Origin of the sequence: Burkholderia sp. ABCPW 11 (genome assembly GCF_001523445.1) — a bacterium.
In the GTDB taxonomy this organism is placed as follows: Bacteria; Pseudomonadota; Gammaproteobacteria; order Burkholderiales; family Burkholderiaceae; genus Burkholderia.
Genome location: NZ_LOVM01000008.1, coordinates 54,586 through 71,632, shown reverse-complemented (window position 1 = coordinate 71,632; position 17,047 = coordinate 54,586). Strand labels below are relative to the sequence as shown.

Sequence of the window (17,047 nt, the reverse complement as noted above, 5' to 3'; positions counted from 1 at the left end):
GCCGCTTTACCGCCGCGCCGTTTCCGCCACGATGGGCGGCACGAGGTGTCTCGTGCCGCCCATCGTCGTTAACCGGCTGGCGACAGCTGCCTGAGCCGCGCGTCGAGCGCGTCGATCTCGGTGTCCGCGAACACCTCGATGCCATGCGCGCGCAGCAGCGCCGCCGTGACGCCGGCGCCCGCGTGCCGCCGGCTCTCGAAACTTCCGTCGTAGATGAACGTGCTGCCGCACGAGGGACTGCCATCGGCGAGGATCGCGAAGCGGCAGCCGTGTGCCTGCGCGAGGGCCAGCGCGGTCTGCGCGCCGGCCACGAATGGGGCCGTCACGTCGGTGCCGTCCACGTCGACGATGCGTGCGTGACCCGACAGCACCTGCTGCCCCGATGCGCCGCCGGCGATCTCGGCAGGCGGGCGCGGCACGCCGAGGCCGCCCGCCAGCTCCGGGCAGACGGCCACGAGACGCCCTTCGCGTTGCCACCGTTCGAGCGCCTCGTGCGCGGCGGTCTTCGCCGAGCCGTTGTAACGGACCGGATGGCCGACCACGCACATGCTGACGAGGATCTTCGGCGTGGCGGGCGGTGGCGGGTCGTCGTTCAATGTCGCGCTCCGTGACGTGCTGACGGCAACTGATGGGGCTGTGGCGGCGCGCAAAATTCTACGCTTCATCCGCATGCTGGGCGGTCACGCCGTCGGCCCTTCGAGGTGAATGTCTTCGGGCTCGAGTGCGTAAAGCTCGGGATCGGGCGCCGCGCTGACCGTGAAGCCGAGCCGCAGGTAGAAGTCGATCGTGCGCTGCGACGGCGTGGCCGACACGTACAGACGCTCGGCGCCCATCGTGCGTGCCTGCGCCTGCGCCGCGCGATAGAGCTGTTCGCCGAGCCCGCAACCGCGCCAATCGTGGCTCACGTGCAGGAACTTCAACTGCAGCATGTCGCGCCGCGGGCCGAGCGGCCGGCTGTCGACGACGACGGCCGCAACGAGCCGCGTGCCGTCGAACCGCCCGAGAAACCAGCCGCCGCGGTCGTGACAGTCGAGCAGGATCGGCGTGTAGTGCTCGGCTTCGCCGTCGGGCCAGCCGGCCACGTCGTAGAACTCGGGCACGAGATGCAGCGCGCCGTCGCGCAGCACGTACAGGTGTTCGATGATTTCACGCCGGTCGATGGTCCACACGAGCGGCACGTCGTCGCGGGCCAGCAGGCGGGCCGACAGCGCGTCGCGCGCGGCCGCGGTGCGGCGCGTCATGCGGCCACCCGGTGCGCGGCGATTGCGTACATCAACGGCAACCGCGGCATGCCTTCGGGCGGCACCATCCGGCGGCCGTCCAGCTCGCGCATGCCGTCGAAGCCCTTCCAGCCGTTCGCGTACGGATATTCGGTCAAGCGATCGATCGCGAGACCGGCCGATATCAGTGCATTCGCTACTTCGCCGATGCCCCACATGAACTCGTAGCTCGGATGCGGGTTCGCGAAATCGACGATGCCCGGGCGGTCGTGTTGCGCGCCGAGCCCCGTGCCGGACGCCGCGACGTAATCGCCGACGCCTGCGGGTTCCTCGGTCGCGTCGTCCTTGAAGTAGTCGTAGTGCGGCTGCCAGTGTTCGTCGAAATACAGTGAGAACGGATGGAACTCGACCATCGCGAAGCGGCCGCCCGATGCGAGCAGCGAGGCGATCCCGTGCGCCCATGCGGTCAGGTCCGACAGCCAGTAGATCGCGCCGTACGACGTGAACACGCGATCGAAGCGCTCGCCGCGCGCGGCGGCTTCGGGCATCCAGTCGAGTACGTCGGCGCGCTCGAATCGCGCGGGCAGGCCCGCGTCGGCCGACAGTTGCCGCGCGAAGTCGATCGCCTCGTCGGAGATGTCGACGCCGGTTGCGTCCGCGCCCTCGCGCACGAGGCTCAGCGTGTCCTGCCCCGCGTTGCATTGCAGGTGCAAGAGCCGCAGACCCGCGAGATCGCCGAGTAGTTCGCGTTCTTCCGGAAACAGCGTCGAGCCGCCATTGCGGAAAAATGCGGCCTGATCGCCTTTATGGCTGTTATGCGCGACCGTCGCCTTATTCCAGGACAACCGATTCAGTTCGTGCAATGCCTTTTTCATCGAATTCGAATTCCGGTGGGAATGGAGCAGGATAAGTCAAATCGTTTCGCCGCGCGCAACGGATGCCGGCATCGGCACGCCGGGCGGCGCGTTGTGACAAGTCGATAAACACGTGCCGCGATTATCGCCGGAATATTTGATCGAAATCATGGTAATGGCGGAATTGCATGCATGATGCGCGACAGGATTAAGGTTTCCCGGTGCATTGCCGACAAAGGACGAGAGTGTCGTAAAGCGATCAACCGTTTTTCGGCTACTGAGCGCGATTTCAGCGCGATGCGGACGACAGATCCGCCTTTCGGAGCCTTGCATGCGCAACAACCAGCCCGTTACTCAACAGGAATTCGATTTTCCCGACGACGTCACACTGATGTCGACGACCGATGCCGACAGCGTCATCACCTACGCGAACACGACGTTCGCGCAGGTGAGCGGGTTCTCGAACGAGGAACTCGTCGGCCAGCCGCACAACGTGGTGCGGCACCCGGACATGCCGAAGGAGGCGTTCGCCGACATGTGGGCGACGCTCAGGCGCGGCGAGCCGTGGACCGCGCTCGTGAAGAACCGCCGCAAGAACGGCGACCATTACTGGGTGCGCGCGAACGCGATTCCGGTGATGCGCAACGGGCAGCCGAAGGGCTACATGTCGGTGCGCACGAAGGCGACGCGCGACGAGACCCAGGCCGCGGACGCGCTGTATCGCGCGTTTCGCGAAGGCAAGAACGGTCGGCGCCGGTTCCACAAGGGGCTCGTCATCCGCACCGGGCTGCTGCGGATCGCGTCGCTGCCGCAGACGATGTCGGTGCGTGCGCGCGTTCATTCGGCATCGTGTGTGCTGGCGCCGGCGATCGTCGGCGCGGGCTGGGCCTGCGGGCTGACCGGCAACGGGCTCGCGGCGTTTGCCGGTGTGACGATCGGCGTGGCGGCCGCCGCCGGCTGGTGGCTCGATGCGCAGATCGTGCAACCGCTGAAGCGGCTGCACGAGCAGGCGCTGAACGTCGCGACCGGCGAGAGCCGGCGCGGCGTGCGGATGAATCGCGTCGACGAGATCGGCATGACGCTGCGCACGATCAACCAGCTCGGGCTGATGTTCCGCTGGCTCGTCGACGACGTCAGCGAGCAGGTGCACAACGTGCAGCGCGCGAGCAACGAGATCGCGCAAGGCAACAACGACCTCAGCGCGCGTACCGAGCAGGCCGCGTCCAGCGTGCAGCAGACCGCCGCGTCGATGGCGGAAATGACGGCCACCGTGTCGAGCAATGCGGAAACGGCGCTGCAGGCGAATCGGTTGTCCGTTTCCGCGAGCGACGCGGCCGAGCGTGGCGGGCAGGCGGTGAGCGAGGTCGTCGCGACGATGAGCGAGATCACCGAGAGTTCGCGCAAGATTGCCGACATCATCGGCGTGATCGACGGCATCGCGTTCCAGACCAACATCCTCGCGCTGAATGCGGCGGTCGAGGCCGCACGCGCGGGCGAGCAGGGTCGTGGTTTCGCGGTGGTCGCAGGCGAGGTGCGCGCGCTCGCACAGCGCAGCGCGAACGCGGCGAAGGAGATCAAGACGCTGATCGGCGCGAGCGTCGAGCGGGTGGAGTCGGGCGCGCGGCGCGTGGACGAGGCGGGCCGGACGATGGAGGACATCGTCACGCAGGTGAAGCGCGTGTCCGGTCTGATCGCGGAAATCAGCTCGTCGACGGCTGAGCAGAGCACGGGCGTCGCGCAGGTCGACCAGGCGGTCGTGCATCTGGACAACATCACGCAGCAGAACGCGGCGCTCGTCGAGCAGAGCACGGCGGCGTCGGAAAGCCTGAAGCAGCAGGCGACGCGGCTGGTGGAGGCGGTGAACGTATTCCGCTGATTGCGGAGAAGGCAGGTGACGCGGGCACGGCGGAGAGGGATACCGGCCCGCGTCGTGACCGCCCGGTTCCGGCCGGGCGGCCGGGGCCTGCCGCTCGCGCGCCAGGCCCGGAACCGTCAGACGGCCAGGCAGAGGTACTTGATCACGACGTAGTCGTCGATGCCGTAGTGCGAACCTTCGCGGCCGAGGCCCGACTGCTTCACGCCGCCGAACGGCGCGACTTCGTTCGAGATCAGGCCCGTGTTCACGCCGACCATCCCGTATTCGAGCGCTTCGGCGACCTTCCACACGCGGCCGATGTCGCGGCTGTAGAAGTACGCGGCGAGGCCGAATTCGGTGTCGTTCGCGAGGCGGATCACCTCGTCGTCGCTGCCGAACTTGAACAGCGGCGCGAGCGGCCCGAACGTCTCTTCCTTCGCGACCTTCATCGCCGGCGTGACGCCGGTCAGCACCGTCGGCTCGAAGAAGCCGTGACCGAGCGCGTGACGCTTGCCGCCCGTCACGACGGTCGCGCCCTTCGCGAGCGCGTCCTCGATGTGCGCCTCGACCTTCAGCACGGCTGCTTCGTTGATCAGCGGGCCTTGCGTGACGCCCGGCTCCGTGCCGCGGCCGACCTTCAACTGGCCGACGGCCGCCGCGAGCTTCTGCGCGAACTGGTCGTACACGGCTTCATGCACGTAGAAGCGGTTCGTGCACACGCACGTCTGGCCGCTGTTGCGGTACTTCGACGCGATCGCCCCCTGCACGGCCGCGTCGAGGTCGGCGTCGTCGAACACGATGAACGGCGCGTTGCCGCCGAGCTCCAGCGACACCTTCTTGACCGTCGCCGCGCACTGCGCCATCAACAGGCGGCCGACCGGTGTCGAGCCTGTGAACGACAGCTTGCGCACGATCGGGTTCGACGTCAGTTCGCCGCCGATCGCCTTCGGGTCGCCCGTGACGACGCTGAACACGCCGGCCGGCACGCCAGCGCGCTCGGCCAGCGCGGCCATCGCGAGCGCGGAGAACGGCGTCGCCTCGGCCGGCTTCACGACGATCGGGCAGCCTGCCGCGAGCGCCGGGCCGACCTTGCGGGTGATCATTGCCGCCGGGAAGTTCCACGGCGTGATCGCCGCGCACACGCCGATCGCTTCCTTCGTCACGACGATGCGCTTGTCGCTCGCCGGCGTCGGGATCGTGTCGCCGTACACGCGCTTGCCCTCTTCCGCGAACCACTCGAGGAACGACGCCGCGTAGCCGATCTCGCCCTTCGCTTCGGCCAGCGACTTGCCCTGCTCGGTGGTGAGGATCAGCGCGAGGTCGTCGGCGTTCTCCATCATCAGGTCGTGCCACTTGCGCAGGATGACCGCGCGTTCCTTCGCGGTCTTCTTGCGCCACGCCGGCCATGCGGCATTCGCGGCGTCGATCGCGTGACGCGTTTCCGCCGCGCCCATCGCCGGCACGGTGCCGAGCAGGCCGCCCGTCGCCGGGTTGCGGACGTCGAACGTCTCGCCGTTCGTTGCGCGTTGCCATTCGCCGTTGACGTACGCCTCTTGGCGGAACAGCGACGGATCTTTCAGTGCCAGGGTTTCCTGAACCGTGCTCATATGAATCACCTGCTTTGAAAAGGACGGATGCAAACGGCCGCCGCCGTCTTCACGACGGCGGGCGGCGCATTCAGTCGGGGACGGGCACTCAGGCCGGCACGCCGACCGTTTCCTTCAGCACTTCCTCGAGGATCGCGAGCGCTTCGTCGAACACGGCTTGCGGGATCGTCAGCGGGAACAGGAAGCGCACGACGTTCGAGTACACGCCGCACACGAGCAGCAGCAGCCCGCGCTCGAGCGCACGCGCCTGCACGCGCTTCGTGAACTCGGCATCCGGCTCGCCCGAACCCGGCTTCAGGAATTCGACCGCGATCATCGCGCCCGGGCCGCGCACGTCGGCGATCTGCGGCACGTCCGCCTGCAGCGCATTCAGCTTCGCCTTCAGCACGTCGCCGAGCTGCGTCGCGCGCTCGCACAGCTTCTCTTCGTCGATGATCTCGAGCACCGCGTGCGCCGACGCGACGGCCAGCGGATTGCCCGCGTAGGTGCCGCCGAGGCCGCCGGGCGCGGCGGCGTCCATCACGTCCGCACGGCCGACGACGCCCGACAGCGGCATGCCGCCGGCAAGGCTCTTCGCCATCGTGATCAGGTCGGCCAGCACGTCGTAGTGCTGCATCGCGAACAGCTTGCCGGTGCGCGCGAAGCCCGTCTGCACTTCGTCGGCGATCAGCAGGATGCCGTGTTCGTTACAGATCTTGCGCAGCGCGCGCACGAACTCGGCCGGCGCCGGGTTGAAGCCGCCTTCGCCCTGGACCGGTTCGAAGATGATCGCGGCGACGCGCTTCGGATCGATGTCGGCCTTGAACAGCATCTCGATCGCCTTGATCGAGTCGGCCGTCGTCACGCCGTGCAGCGCGTTCGGGTACGGCGCGTGGAACACGTCGCCCGGGAACGGGCCGAAGTTCAGCTTGTACGGGGCGACCTTGCCGGTCAGCGCCATGCCCATCATCGTGCGGCCGTGGAAGCCGCCCGAGAATGCGATGACGCCCGGACGGCCGGTCGCCGCACGCGCGATCTTGATCGCGTTTTCGACGGCTTCGGCGCCGGTCGTGAAGAACGCCGTCTTCTTCGGGAAGTCGCCCGGCGCGCGTGCGTTGATCTTTTCCGCCAGCTCGACGTACGACGCGTACGGGACGATCTGGTAGGCGGTGTGCGTGAAGCTGTTCAACTGATCCGCGATCGCCTTGACGATCTTCGGGTGGCGGTGGCCCGTGTTCAGCACCGCGATGCCGGCGGCGAAATCGATGAAGCGGCGGCCTTCGACATCCCACAGCTCCGCGTTCTCGGCGCGGGCTGCGTAGAAATCGCACATCACGCCGACGCCGCGCGGGGTGGCGGCGTTCTTGCGGGCCTGCAGGTCGGCATTCTTCACGGTCATCTCCTTGATGTTCGGTCCGGTGGGTAGAAAATCGGGCGCCTTGGCAGCCCATGGACGCGACTATAATCACATTTGGCTCCGGCAATCAGAGCCATTTCAATAAATAATCAGGAGCCAATCATGCGCGCAAGCGTGTTGTCGGACTGGCTGGCGCAGCGCCTCGTGCGCGGCGGCGAACAGCCGATCTACCGCCAGCTTCACCGGCTGCTGCAACAGGCGATCCTGTCGCGCGAACTGCCGGCCGGCACGCGCGTGCCGTCGTCGCGGCTGCTGGCCGCCGAGCTCGGGATCGCGCGCAACACGGTCACGCAGGTATACGAACAGCTTGTGCTCGAAGGCTATGTGCACTCGGCGACGGGTCGCGGCACGTTCGTCGCCGACAGCGCGCCGGACGAGATCGTCGGCGCGCCTCCCGACGTGGCGGCCGGGCCGGCCGTCGTGACGCCGTCCGTGCGGCGCCTGTCCGCGCGCGGCACGCGGCTCGTCGAAGGCGCCGGCGTGTCGAAGCGTCAGGGCGGCGCGTTCATGCCGGGCGTGCCCGATGTGTCGCGATTTCCGGCGCGCGTATGGACGCGGCTGCACAACAAGTACTGGCGGCGCTTGCGCCCGGACCTGCTGACCTATGCGCCCGGCGGCGGCCTCGCGCTGCTGCGCGAGGCGCTGGCCGACTACCTGCGCACGTCGCGCTCGGTGCGCTGCACGCCCGAGCAGATCGTGATCACGACCGGCATCCACCAGTCGATCGACCTCGCGGTGCGGCTGCTGACCGATCCGGGCGATGCGATCTGGACCGAGGATCCGTGCTATTGGGGCGTGCGCAGCGTGCTGAACGTGTCGGGGCTCACCACGCGGCCGATTCCGGTCGACGACGAAGGCATCGCGCCGTCGGCCGCCGATCTCGCCGCGCCGCCGAAGCTGATGCTCGTCACGCCGTCGCATCAGTATCCGCTCGGAATGGTGATGAGCCTCGCGCGCCGCCGGATGTTGCTCGAATACGCGCGCCAGCACGGTTGCTGGATCATCGAGGACGACTACGACAGCGAATTCCGCTACGGCAGCCGGCCGCTCGCGTCGCTGCAGGGGCTCGACACGGCCGGGCAGGTGATCTACGTCGGGAGTTTCGGCAAGACGCTGTTCCCGGGGCTGCGGGTCGGCTATCTGGTCGCGCCGGAGCCGCTCGCGGAGAGTTTTGCGACCGCGAGCGCCGAGCTGTATCGCGAAGGCCAGTTGCTGCAGCAGGCCGTGCTCGCCGAATTCATCGCGGAAGGGCACTTCGTGTCGCATATCCGCAAGATGCGCACGCTGTACGGACAACGCCGCGAGGTGCTGCTCGACGCGGTCGCGCGCCGCTACGGCGATACGCTGCACGCGCTCGGCAGCGACGCGGGGCTGCATCTCGTCACGCGGCTGCCGGACGGTGCCGACGATCGAGCCGTCGCGCAGGCCGCGCTCGAGCGCAACATCGTCGTGCGGCCGTTGTCCGGCTACTACGCGCACCGCGAGCGCGCGGCATCGGGCTTGCTGCTCGGCTATGCGTGCGTGCCGGAGGACGAGATCGCGACGGCGTTCGCGACGCTGGCCGAGGCGATCGACGAGCGGGCGTTCGGCGGGGCCGTTGCGCTGGCGTGACGTGCGAGCACGGCGATATCGACTCGTTGCGATTCCGTCGAAGCTCGATACGCTCCGCAACGAGGCGCGTGTTTTTCGCGCGCGGCCAGCCCGCCTGCTTCCGCGTCGTTGAACGGGAGTCGCCAACCGGTTCATGCGGCTCCCCCTCTGGCAAGAGCGGCGGGCAATATTGCAAGGCACAGCGGCGCGGAGAGGGCATCTCGCGGAATCGGTCGTGAAGGCCGGCACCGGCTATGGGCCCGGTGCGGGCGTTACAGCCGGATCAACGCCGCGCCCGTCACCACCAGCGCGCATGCGACGAGCCGCTGCGGACCAGGCCGCTCGCGCATCGCGAACCAGCCGATCGCGACCGCGAAGATCGAGCTCGTTTCGCGCAGCGCCGACACGGTCGCGACCGGCAGGTGCCGGTACGCGAGGATCACGATCCCGTACGCGGCGAGCGAGATCGTGCCGGCGATCGCGCCCTGCGCAAGGGCGGTGCGCGAGCCGAGCACCGCGCGCGGGCCGCCGCGCCATGCGCAGACGAGCGCGAGCTGCGGCACGCTCCACAGCAGGTACACCCATGCGATGTAGCCGAGCGCGCTGCCGGACACGCGCGAGCCGATGCCGTCGCAGAGCGAATACGCGGCGATGAACACGCCCGTGAGCAACGCGTACGGCACGCCTTCTCCGGAGAACCTGAAGCCGCGCCGCAGCGCGAGCGACATGATCCCGAACGATACGAGCGCGATGCCCGCGAAGCCGAGCGAAGTCGGTCGTTCGTGCAGCACGGCGAACGCGAGCACCGACACCAGCAGCGGCGACATCCCGCGCGCGATCGGATAGATCTGCCCGAATTCGCCGTTGCGGTATGCGCGCGCGAGCGTGAAACAGTACGCGACCTCGAGCACCGCGGATGCGGCGACGTACGGCCATGCGGCGGGCGCCGGCGCGGGCAGCAGCACGGCGCCGGCGATGCCGAACGCGAGATACGGCAGCGACATCGCGCCGAGTTGCACCAACCGGTCTTCGCTGACGTGGAGGAACGCGTTCCAGATCGCGTGCAGCAGAGCCGAGCACAGCACGAGGGCGACGAAGAGGTGATCCATCGATCAATGAGGAAGCGAGCAAGGGCGGGAGCCGGCAAGGGCCGTCAATTATGTGGGTATCGGGCGCGCTCGCGCGGAATTGTCGATAATGGAGCGTTGTTATTCACCGTATTCACCGGATGCCGACGATGACCGAAGCCACTCAAGCCCAGCCTGCCGTTCCGCGCCTCACGAGCCTGTCGCACGGGGGCGGCTGCGGCTGCAAGATCGCGCCGGGCGTGCTGTCCGAGCTGCTCAAGCGCGCGACGCCGCCCGCGCTGTTCCCTGACCTGCTGGTCGGCACCGAAACCTCCGACGACGCGGCCGTCTACCGGCTCAACGACGAGCAGGCGATCGTCGCGACCACCGATTTCTTCATGCCGATCGTCGACGATCCGTTCGACTTCGGCCGCATCGCGGCCACCAACGCGCTGTCCGACGTCTACGCGATGGGCGGCAAGCCGATCCTCGCCCTTGCGCTGGTCGGCATGCCGATCAACGTGCTGCCGCACGAGACGATCGCCGCCGTGCTGCGCGGCGGCGAATCGGTGTGCGCGGATGCCGGCATTCCGGTCGCGGGCGGCCATTCGATCGATTCGGTCGAGCCGATCTACGGGCTCGCGGCGATCGGCGTCGTGCATCCGTCGCGCGTGAAGCGCAACGCGGCCGCGCGCGCGGGCGACGTGCTCGTGCTCGGCAAGCCGCTCGGCGTCGGCGTGTTGTCGGCCGCGCTGAAGAAGAACCAGCTCGATGCCGACGGTTACGCGCAAATGGTCGCGACCACCACCAAGCTGAACCGGCCGGGCGCCGAGCTCGCCGCGCTGCCGGGCGTGCATGCGCTGACCGACGTCACGGGCTTCGGGCTGCTCGGCCATACGCTCGAACTGGCGCGCGGCGCGCAACTCACCGTGCGCGTGCACTATGCGTCGCTGCCGTGGCTCGCGGGCGTCGAGGCGTTCGTTGCCGACGGGGTGTTCACCGGCGCGTCGGGCCGCAACTGGGCCGCGTACGGCGCCGATGTGCGGCTCGCCGACGGGCTGCCGCCCGTCGCGCAGGCGCTGCTGACCGATCCGCAGACGTCGGGCGGGTTGCTGGTCGCGTGCGCGCCGGAAGCGGTCGACGACGTGCTCGCGTGCTTCCGTGCCGACGGGTTCGACCGCGCGGCCGTGATCGGCGAGATGGTGGACGGGCCCGCACGCGTCGACGTCGCCTGAGTGCCGATTCACACACCGAATCGTTTCGACGTCGCTGGAATCGATGTCTTTCATCGACGGTATTGAATTGATGCGCTGGACGACCGATGAGCGACTTCCTGTTCGGGCTGACGATCGCGCTGTCGGTCGGGCCCGTCGCGCTGATGATCGCGAATTACGGCATGCGCGCCGGCACGGCGACCGGCGTGCGCGCGGCGATCGGGGTAGCCGCTGCCGATGGCTGCTATGCAATCGTCGCGTTCACGATCGGTGCGATGCTCGCGAACACGCTTGCGTCGCATCTGGCGCTGTTCCGTATGGTCGGTGCACTCGTGTTGCTCGCGATGGGCGCGCGGATGCTGTGGGAGGCGCTGCGTGACCGGCGCCGCTCGCTCGACGGCGACGGAGCGCCGCCCCCGGGCGATCGCCCGTTCATGTCGATGTTCTTCGTCACGCTCGCGAACCCGCTGACCATCCTGTTGTTCTACGGCTATGCGACGGCTGCCGCCGGTGCGCATCGGCACTGGTTGTTCGGCGCCGCGTGCGTGTTTGCGGGTAGCCTGGCGGGGCAGCTCGTGTTCGCGTTCGGCGGCAGCGCGATCGGGCGCTTCGTGAAATCGCCGGGGTGGCTCGCCGCGAGCCATGTAGTCGCCGCACTCGTCGTGCTCGGTTACGGCGTGGCTGGGCTGATGCGCGTGTAGCGCGGCGCGAAGCAGCCGACGTCGCACGCGGCGACGAACCCGATAGCATTCCTGATGTTTTAAAGGCGGTGACGAACGCGCGATTTTCCGTCGCGCAACACGCATCCGTTCGCACGAAACATCGCCAGTCGTTTCGTAGTCGGGTTCCGCATCGCGCATGCCCGTTCTATACTCGTCGCGCAGTCTCCGACAGCCGTTCTCACCCAACGTCACCGAAACAAGGAACGCCGATGCTGACTCGCTCCATTCTTTCCGCCGCCGCATTCTCGCTTGCCGCCTGCGCGACCGCGCCGTCGATCGCGCAGGACAACCAGGGCAACGATGCCGGCAACGCGGCATTCGCCGAGACCGGCTCGCATGGCCGCCCGGTCAAGGTCATGATCATCACGATGTTCGGGCCGGAGGGCCAGGCGTGGCTCGACCGGCTCGGCCCGTGGCGCGACATCGCCGTGCCCGGCCTGTCGCCCGACTATCCGGCTGTCCACTGCAACAAGCAGGACGTGTGCGTGGTCACGACCGGCATGGGCTATGCGAATGCGTCGGCGACGATCATGGCGCTCACGTTCTCGCAACGCTTCGATTTGCGCCGCACGTATTTCCTGGTCTCGGGCATCGCGGGCGTCGACCCCGCGCAAGGTACGGTCGGATCGGCCGCGTGGTCGAAATACCTCGTCGATTTCAGCCTGCAGTGGGAACTCGATGCGCGCGAGATTCCGGCCGGCTGGAACACCGGCTATCTCGGCATCAACACGAAGAGCCCGAACGACAAGCCGCCGCTCGACTATCGCACCGAAGTGTTCCAGCTCAACCCGCAACTGACCGACGCCGCCTACGCGCTGTCGCGCAACGTCGTGCTGGCAGACAGCGCGCAGGCGCAGGCCGCGCGTGCGAAGTTCACGTATGCGCCGGCAAACCGGCCGCCGACGGTGATCCAGTGCGACACGTCATCGGGCAACACGTGGTTCTCGGGCACGCTGATCGGCGAGCGCGCACGCCAGTGGACCAAGATCCTGACGGACGGCAAGGGCACCTACTGCATGACCGCGCAGGAAGACAACGCGACGTACGAAGCGCTCAAGCGCGCGGCGAGCGTGAAGCGGGTCGACCTGTCGCGCGTGGCCGTGCTGCGCACGGGGTCCGATTTCGATCGGCCGTACGCGGGGCAGACGAGCGCCGACAACCTGCTGAACTACGCGGACCAGGGCGGTTTCGCCCCGGCGACCGAAAATCTGTACCGCGCGGGCAATCCGCTGGTGCAGGACATCGTCACGCACTGGGGCGAATGGCGCGACGGCGTGCCGCGCCGTTGACGGCCGGACGATGATTCAGCCGGCGTCAATGCGATTGCGGGGCCGAACGGAACGGCGTCCACACCGGAGTCGTGTCGTCCCAGTGATCGAGCGGCGAAGGAAGTGGGTCGTTCATCATGTACTCCTGCAACTAACTGACTGACTCGACGAGTCGTCGACAACGTCGTTCGAGACGCCGCGCACCGGGCAATCCGCTGCGCGGCGTCGTGCGTTTACCGGCCCCCGCCGGCGAGCTGGTTGCCTTCCGGAATCGGGCGATACGGGCCTTGCGCGAGTTCGAGCCCTTGCGGATACGAAGTCGCCTTGCGCAGGTACGCGAGCGTGCCGTCCTTGCGTGCCTGCTCGACTTCCGCGCTCACTTCGGCGCGCGTACGCGGGCCGTTGTGCTGCGTGTACCACGACGTGTTGCCGTAGTTGCCGGCGTGCGGGGTGTCCGAATCGGCGAAGGCCGATGCGGACACGGCGAGCGTGAGCGCAAGGGCCGAGAGAAGATGGCGGCGGTTCATGGCGTAACTCCTGGAGATGTCGGAGCGCGCGCCTGAGCGCTGACTCCGGTCCCGCGGGCGGGATCTGTTCGATGCGCAACGAGGTGCGCGACAGGGTTTACTCTAGGTTGCCGTTCCGTCGCGATAAATGCAGCAGGCGCGAATTGAATTGTCGTGTCAGTGGAACAATCGCCATCCGCACCGCCGGCAGGGTTATGCGGAAATGGCCGGGAGTTCCGCGGCACGGGCTTCGCAGGGAGGGGCGGCGGCGACGCGCAACGACACGCAACGACGCACGCGGCCGATTGCCGCACACCGCGCAAGGATTTACTGCGGATTCGGGAAGGATCGCGGCGCCGCGCGCGAAAGGCGTGCCCAGGCCGCGCTCAGGCAGGATGGCGCGCGGGCGCTGCGGCCCGCGCGTGGAGGTCGGTCGATTATGCGACCCACTCGTTGATGACCGGCGTATCGAGCACCGGCGCGCGCTCGGCTTCCTCGAACGTGCGCTTGCTGCACGTCGCGTCGAGGCTGCCCTTGCCGCTCAGCAGCGGGCACCGGTCGAACACCTCGGCAATCCAGTCGACGAACACGCGCACCTTCGGCGACAGATGACGGCTGTGCGGATACACGACCGAGATCGGCATCGGCAGCGGCTTGACGCCGGGCAGGACTTCCTTGAGCCGGCCTTCGCGCAGGTGCGGCAGCACCATGAACAGCGGCGGCTGGATCAGGCCGAAGCCCTCGATTCCGCACGTCACGTACGCATCCGCGTCGTTCACCGACACGATGCCCTCCATCTTCATCTCGACTTCCTTGCCTTCGATCAGGAACGTCCAGTCGATCGTGCGGCCGGTGCGGCTCGAGAAGTAGTTGACGGCCTTGTGCTGGCTCAGGTCGTCGATCGTCTGTGGCTCGCCGTGGCGCTCGAGATAGTCGGGCGATGCGACCGTCACGCATTCGAACAGGCCGACGCGGCGTGCGACGAGCGACGAATCCTGCAGCGCCCCGACGCGGATCACGCAGTCGACGCCTTCCTGCAGCAGGTCGACCGGCCGATCGGACAGGCCGAGTTGCAGGTCGATGTCCGGATAGCGCGTATGAAACTCGCACAGCGACGGAATCACGAGCAGCCGCCCGATCGAGCCCGGCATGTCGATACGCAACTTTCCGTGCGGCTTCCGGTTGTTGGCCTGGAAGCTTGCTTCGGTTTCCTCGACGTCCGCGAGGATCCGCACGCAACGTTCGTAGTAGGCGGCGCCGTCCGGCGTGAGGGAGAGCCGGCGCGTGGTCCGGTGCATCAGCCGTACGCCGAGGAATGCTTCGAGATTCTGGATGATCGTCGTGACGGACGCTCGCGGCAAGCCGAGCGTTTCTGCTGCCTTGGTGAAGCTGCTTGTATCGACGACGCGAGTAAACACCTGCATGGCCTGAAGCCGGTCCATCACAACCTCCGCAATCTAATGAGCCCGCGAACGACAAGGCTGCGCTACCTCGTGGGTAAACGCAGCCTCGGATTGTTCGGGGGCGTTGAATTGTGTTGCCGGATTATAGGCATTTATCCCAATGTCTGCCGGACCCAGAATTCGTTCCATCTCGAAATGGATGCTGCATCGTCATGGACGCTTCTGAATTCAGCAAATTCCTGAAAGCCGCATTGCCCGCGCAAGCCATGGCGGGCGCGGCACTGACGGTGGCCGAAGTCGAAATTCCCGGCTACGCACAGGACATCGTGCTGCGCCTCTACCGCCGCCCGGACAAGACCGGGTTGCCAGTAGTGCTTTATTTCCACGGCGGCGGCTTCGTCCGCGGTTCGCTCGAAGACGCGGACTTCGCCGCGCGCTTTTTAGCAGAACGCTTACCAGCTCTCGTAGTGTCGGTCGATTATTCGCTCGCGCCGGCCTTTCCTTTTCCGGCCGCGCCGGAGGATGCGTATCGCGCCGCCGTCTGGGCCGCGACGCGCGCCCGCGCGTTCGGCGGCAACCCGAAGAAGATCGGGGTCGCCGGGCACGACGCGGGCGGCCAGCTCGCGAACTGCCTGGCCTTCATCGCACGCGACCGCGGCGAAGTGTCGATCGTCGCGCAAGCGCTGTTCGGGCCGATGCTCGACCCGAGCATGACGCGCATCGGCGACGCCGAGCGCCTCGCGTCCGACATCACCGCGCGCGAATGCGCGGCCTGCTATCGCGCGTACTTGCCGCAGGCGGCGCAGCGGATGCACCCGTACGCGGCGCCGATCGAATCGGTGCGCCTCGCGGGGCTGCCGCCGACGCTCGTCGTCACCGCGCAGAACGACGTGCTGCACGTCGAAGCGGAGAAATATGCGGGCTGCCTGATTTCGTCGGGTGTGCTCACGCAGGTGATCCGCTATCCGGACATCACGCACGCCGCGCTCGCCACGCACGAAGCCGCGTTCGAGGAAGCCGTGCGCTTCTTCCAGTGCCGCTTCCAGGCGCGCCAGCCGAACCGTTCCGAATAACCAGACCAATCCACGCTTACTGGAGATCCACATGGCCATCCTACGCACCACCCGTTCCCGAATCGCGACCGCGGCGATCGTCACGCTCGCCGTCGTCGGCCTCGGCACGTTCGGCGCGATGCGCGTCAACGCGAACGCACCCGAAAAAGCGGCGGCGCCGCTGCCCGAAGTCGACGTCGCGACCGTCGTGCCGCAGACCGTGACCGACTGGCAAAGCTACTCGGGCCGTCTCGAAGCGGTCGAGAAAGTCGACGTGCGCCCGCAGGTGTCGGGCACGATCGTCGCGGTGAACTTCAAGGACGGCGCGCTCGTGAAGAAGGGCGACGTCCTGTTCGTGATCGACCCGCGCCCGTATCAGGCGGAAGTCGACCGCGCGGCCGCGCAGCTCGCGGCCGCGCAGGCACGCAACGGCTACGCGCAGACGGACTGGCAGCGCGCGCAGCGGCTGATCGGCGACAACGCGATCGCGAAGCGCGACTACGACGAAAAGCAGAACGCGGCACGCGAAGCGAGCGCGAACCTGAAGGCTGCCGAAGCCGCGCTGGAAACGGCGCGCATCAACCTCGGCTATACGCGCATCACCGCGCCGGTATCGGGCCGCGTGTCGCGCGCGGAAATCACGCTCGGCAACGTCGTGTCGGCCGGCGCATCGGCCGCGCCGTTGACGACGCTGGTGTCGGTGTCGCCGATCTACGCATCGTTCGATGCGGACGAGCAGACCTACCTGCAATACATCAACGGCGCGCGCAGCGGCCGCAAGGTGCCGGTCGAGCTCGGCCTTGCCAACGAAACCGGCTACTCGCGCAGCGGCGAGATCGATTCGGTCGACAACCGGCTCGACACGTCGTCCGGCACGATCCGCGTGCGCGCACGCTTCGACAACGCGGACGGCACGCTCGTCCCGGGCCTCTATGCGCGCGTGAAGGTGGGCGGCAGCGCGCCGCACGAGGCGCTGCTCGTCGACGACGCGGCGATCAACACCGACCAGGACAAGAAGTTCGTGTTCGTCGTCGACCAGCAGGGCCGCGTGTCGTATCGCGAAGTGCAGCCGGGGATGCAGCACGGCAACCGGCGCGTGATCGTCAGCGGTCTCGCCGCCGGCGATCGCGTGATCGTGAACGGCACGCAGCGCGTGCGCCCCGGCGAGCAGGTGAAGCCGCACATGGTCCCGATGACGGGCGGCGACGAGCCGTCCGCGCCGCTCGCGAACACCGCGAAGCCGGCCGCACCGGCGAAGGCGGATTCGTAAGCGGCGCGCCCGCTTCGCATCCG

At 67.8% G+C, this 17,047-nt stretch carries 16 protein-coding genes; 7 read left to right on the top strand and 9 right to left on the bottom strand.

The features are described from left to right. Positions 1 to 68: 68 nt before the first annotated feature. The 4 genes from WS61_RS04365 to WS61_RS34690 form a co-directional block, all read right to left on the bottom strand. Positions 69 to 596, bottom strand: a complete 528-nt coding sequence (locus WS61_RS04365) for a DUF523 domain-containing protein (RefSeq protein ID WP_059499404.1) — start codon at positions 594 to 596, stop codon at positions 69 to 71. Positions 597 to 680: 84 nt separating this feature from the next. Further along, positions 681 to 1,241, bottom strand: coding sequence for a GNAT family N-acetyltransferase (locus WS61_RS04360; RefSeq protein ID WP_059499403.1), 561 nt, complete (start codon positions 1,239 to 1,241; stop codon positions 681 to 683). After that, on the bottom strand, positions 1,238 to 2,095 hold the full coding sequence (locus WS61_RS04355) for a bifunctional 2-polyprenyl-6-hydroxyphenol methylase/3-demethylubiquinol 3-O-methyltransferase UbiG (RefSeq protein WP_059499402.1): 858 nt from the start codon (positions 2,093 to 2,095) through the stop codon (positions 1,238 to 1,240). The genes WS61_RS04360 and WS61_RS04355 overlap by 4 nt, the downstream gene beginning before the upstream one ends. A 36-nt stretch (positions 2,096 to 2,131) precedes the next feature. Next, positions 2,132 to 2,407 (bottom strand): hypothetical protein, encoded by a 276-nt coding sequence (locus WS61_RS34690; protein ID WP_156440575.1) that lies wholly within the window; start codon positions 2,405 to 2,407, stop codon positions 2,132 to 2,134. Here WS61_RS34690 and WS61_RS04350 point away from each other — a divergent pair. Further along, positions 2,406 to 3,950, top strand: coding sequence for a PAS domain-containing methyl-accepting chemotaxis protein (locus tag WS61_RS04350; protein WP_059499401.1), 1,545 nt, complete (start codon positions 2,406 to 2,408; stop codon positions 3,948 to 3,950). The genes WS61_RS34690 and WS61_RS04350 overlap by 2 nt on opposite strands. A 116-nt stretch (positions 3,951 to 4,066) precedes the next feature. On the opposite strand, the gene gabD is transcribed toward WS61_RS04350, so the two are convergent. Both gabD and WS61_RS04340 read right to left on the bottom strand, forming a co-directional pair. After that, positions 4,067 to 5,536, bottom strand: a complete 1,470-nt coding sequence (gene gabD, locus WS61_RS04345) for an NADP-dependent succinate-semialdehyde dehydrogenase (protein ID WP_059499400.1) — start codon at positions 5,534 to 5,536, stop codon at positions 4,067 to 4,069. An 88-nt stretch (positions 5,537 to 5,624) separates the two neighbouring features. Further along, positions 5,625 to 6,908, bottom strand: coding sequence for a 4-aminobutyrate--2-oxoglutarate transaminase (locus tag WS61_RS04340; protein WP_095211605.1), 1,284 nt, complete (start codon positions 6,906 to 6,908; stop codon positions 5,625 to 5,627). 126 nt (positions 6,909 to 7,034) lie between these two features. On the opposite strand from WS61_RS04340, the gene WS61_RS04335 reads away from it, so the two are divergent. Further along, on the top strand, positions 7,035 to 8,543 hold the full coding sequence (locus WS61_RS04335) for a PLP-dependent aminotransferase family protein (protein WP_059499398.1): 1,509 nt from the start codon (positions 7,035 to 7,037) through the stop codon (positions 8,541 to 8,543). A gap of 251 nt (positions 8,544 to 8,794) precedes the next feature. Here WS61_RS04335 and WS61_RS04330 read toward each other — a convergent pair whose 3' ends face one another. Beyond that, complete coding sequence (locus WS61_RS04330; protein WP_059499397.1) at positions 8,795 to 9,631, bottom strand: DMT family transporter; 837 nt, start codon at positions 9,629 to 9,631, stop codon at positions 8,795 to 8,797. 128 nt (positions 9,632 to 9,759) lie between these two features. On the opposite strand from WS61_RS04330, the gene selD reads away from it, so the two are divergent. The 3 genes from selD to WS61_RS04315 all read left to right on the top strand — a co-directional run bounded on the left by selD (position 9,760) and on the right by WS61_RS04315 (position 12,814). Next, positions 9,760 to 10,824 (top strand): selenide, water dikinase SelD, encoded by a 1,065-nt coding sequence (gene selD / locus WS61_RS04325; protein WP_095211604.1) that lies wholly within the window; start codon positions 9,760 to 9,762, stop codon positions 10,822 to 10,824. Positions 10,825 to 10,910: 86 nt separating this feature from the next. Continuing rightward, positions 10,911 to 11,504, top strand: coding sequence for a LysE family translocator (locus WS61_RS04320; RefSeq protein ID WP_059499395.1), 594 nt, complete (start codon positions 10,911 to 10,913; stop codon positions 11,502 to 11,504). Between the two features lie 230 nt (positions 11,505 to 11,734). Further along, positions 11,735 to 12,814, top strand: a complete 1,080-nt coding sequence (locus WS61_RS04315) for a purine nucleoside permease (RefSeq protein ID WP_059499394.1) — start codon at positions 11,735 to 11,737, stop codon at positions 12,812 to 12,814. 212 nt (positions 12,815 to 13,026) lie between these two features. Here the strand turns inward: WS61_RS04315 and WS61_RS04310 are convergent, their stop codons facing one another. Continuing rightward, positions 13,027 to 13,320 carry a DUF4148 domain-containing protein gene (locus WS61_RS04310; protein ID WP_059499393.1) on the bottom strand — a complete coding sequence of 98 codons (294 nt, stop codon included), beginning with the start codon at positions 13,318 to 13,320 and terminating at the stop codon, positions 13,027 to 13,029. 416 nt (positions 13,321 to 13,736) lie between these two features. Continuing rightward, the gene (gene ceoR, locus WS61_RS04305; RefSeq protein WP_059499392.1) at positions 13,737 to 14,741 is read right to left on the bottom strand and encodes a putative multidrug efflux transcriptional regulator CeoR; all 1,005 of its coding nucleotides are present in this window, start codon (positions 14,739 to 14,741) and stop codon (positions 13,737 to 13,739) included. Positions 14,742 to 14,914: 173 nt separating this feature from the next. Here ceoR and WS61_RS04300 point away from each other — a divergent pair, with 173 nt between their 5' ends. Together WS61_RS04300 and ceoA are read left to right on the top strand one after the other, a co-directional pair. Continuing rightward, complete coding sequence (locus WS61_RS04300; protein ID WP_034206051.1) at positions 14,915 to 15,775, top strand: alpha/beta hydrolase; 861 nt, start codon at positions 14,915 to 14,917, stop codon at positions 15,773 to 15,775. A 31-nt stretch (positions 15,776 to 15,806) separates the two neighbouring features. Continuing rightward, positions 15,807 to 17,024, top strand: a complete 1,218-nt coding sequence (gene ceoA / locus WS61_RS04295) for a multidrug efflux RND transporter periplasmic adaptor subunit CeoA (protein ID WP_059499391.1) — start codon at positions 15,807 to 15,809, stop codon at positions 17,022 to 17,024. The last annotated feature ends 23 nt before the right edge of the window (positions 17,025 to 17,047 follow it).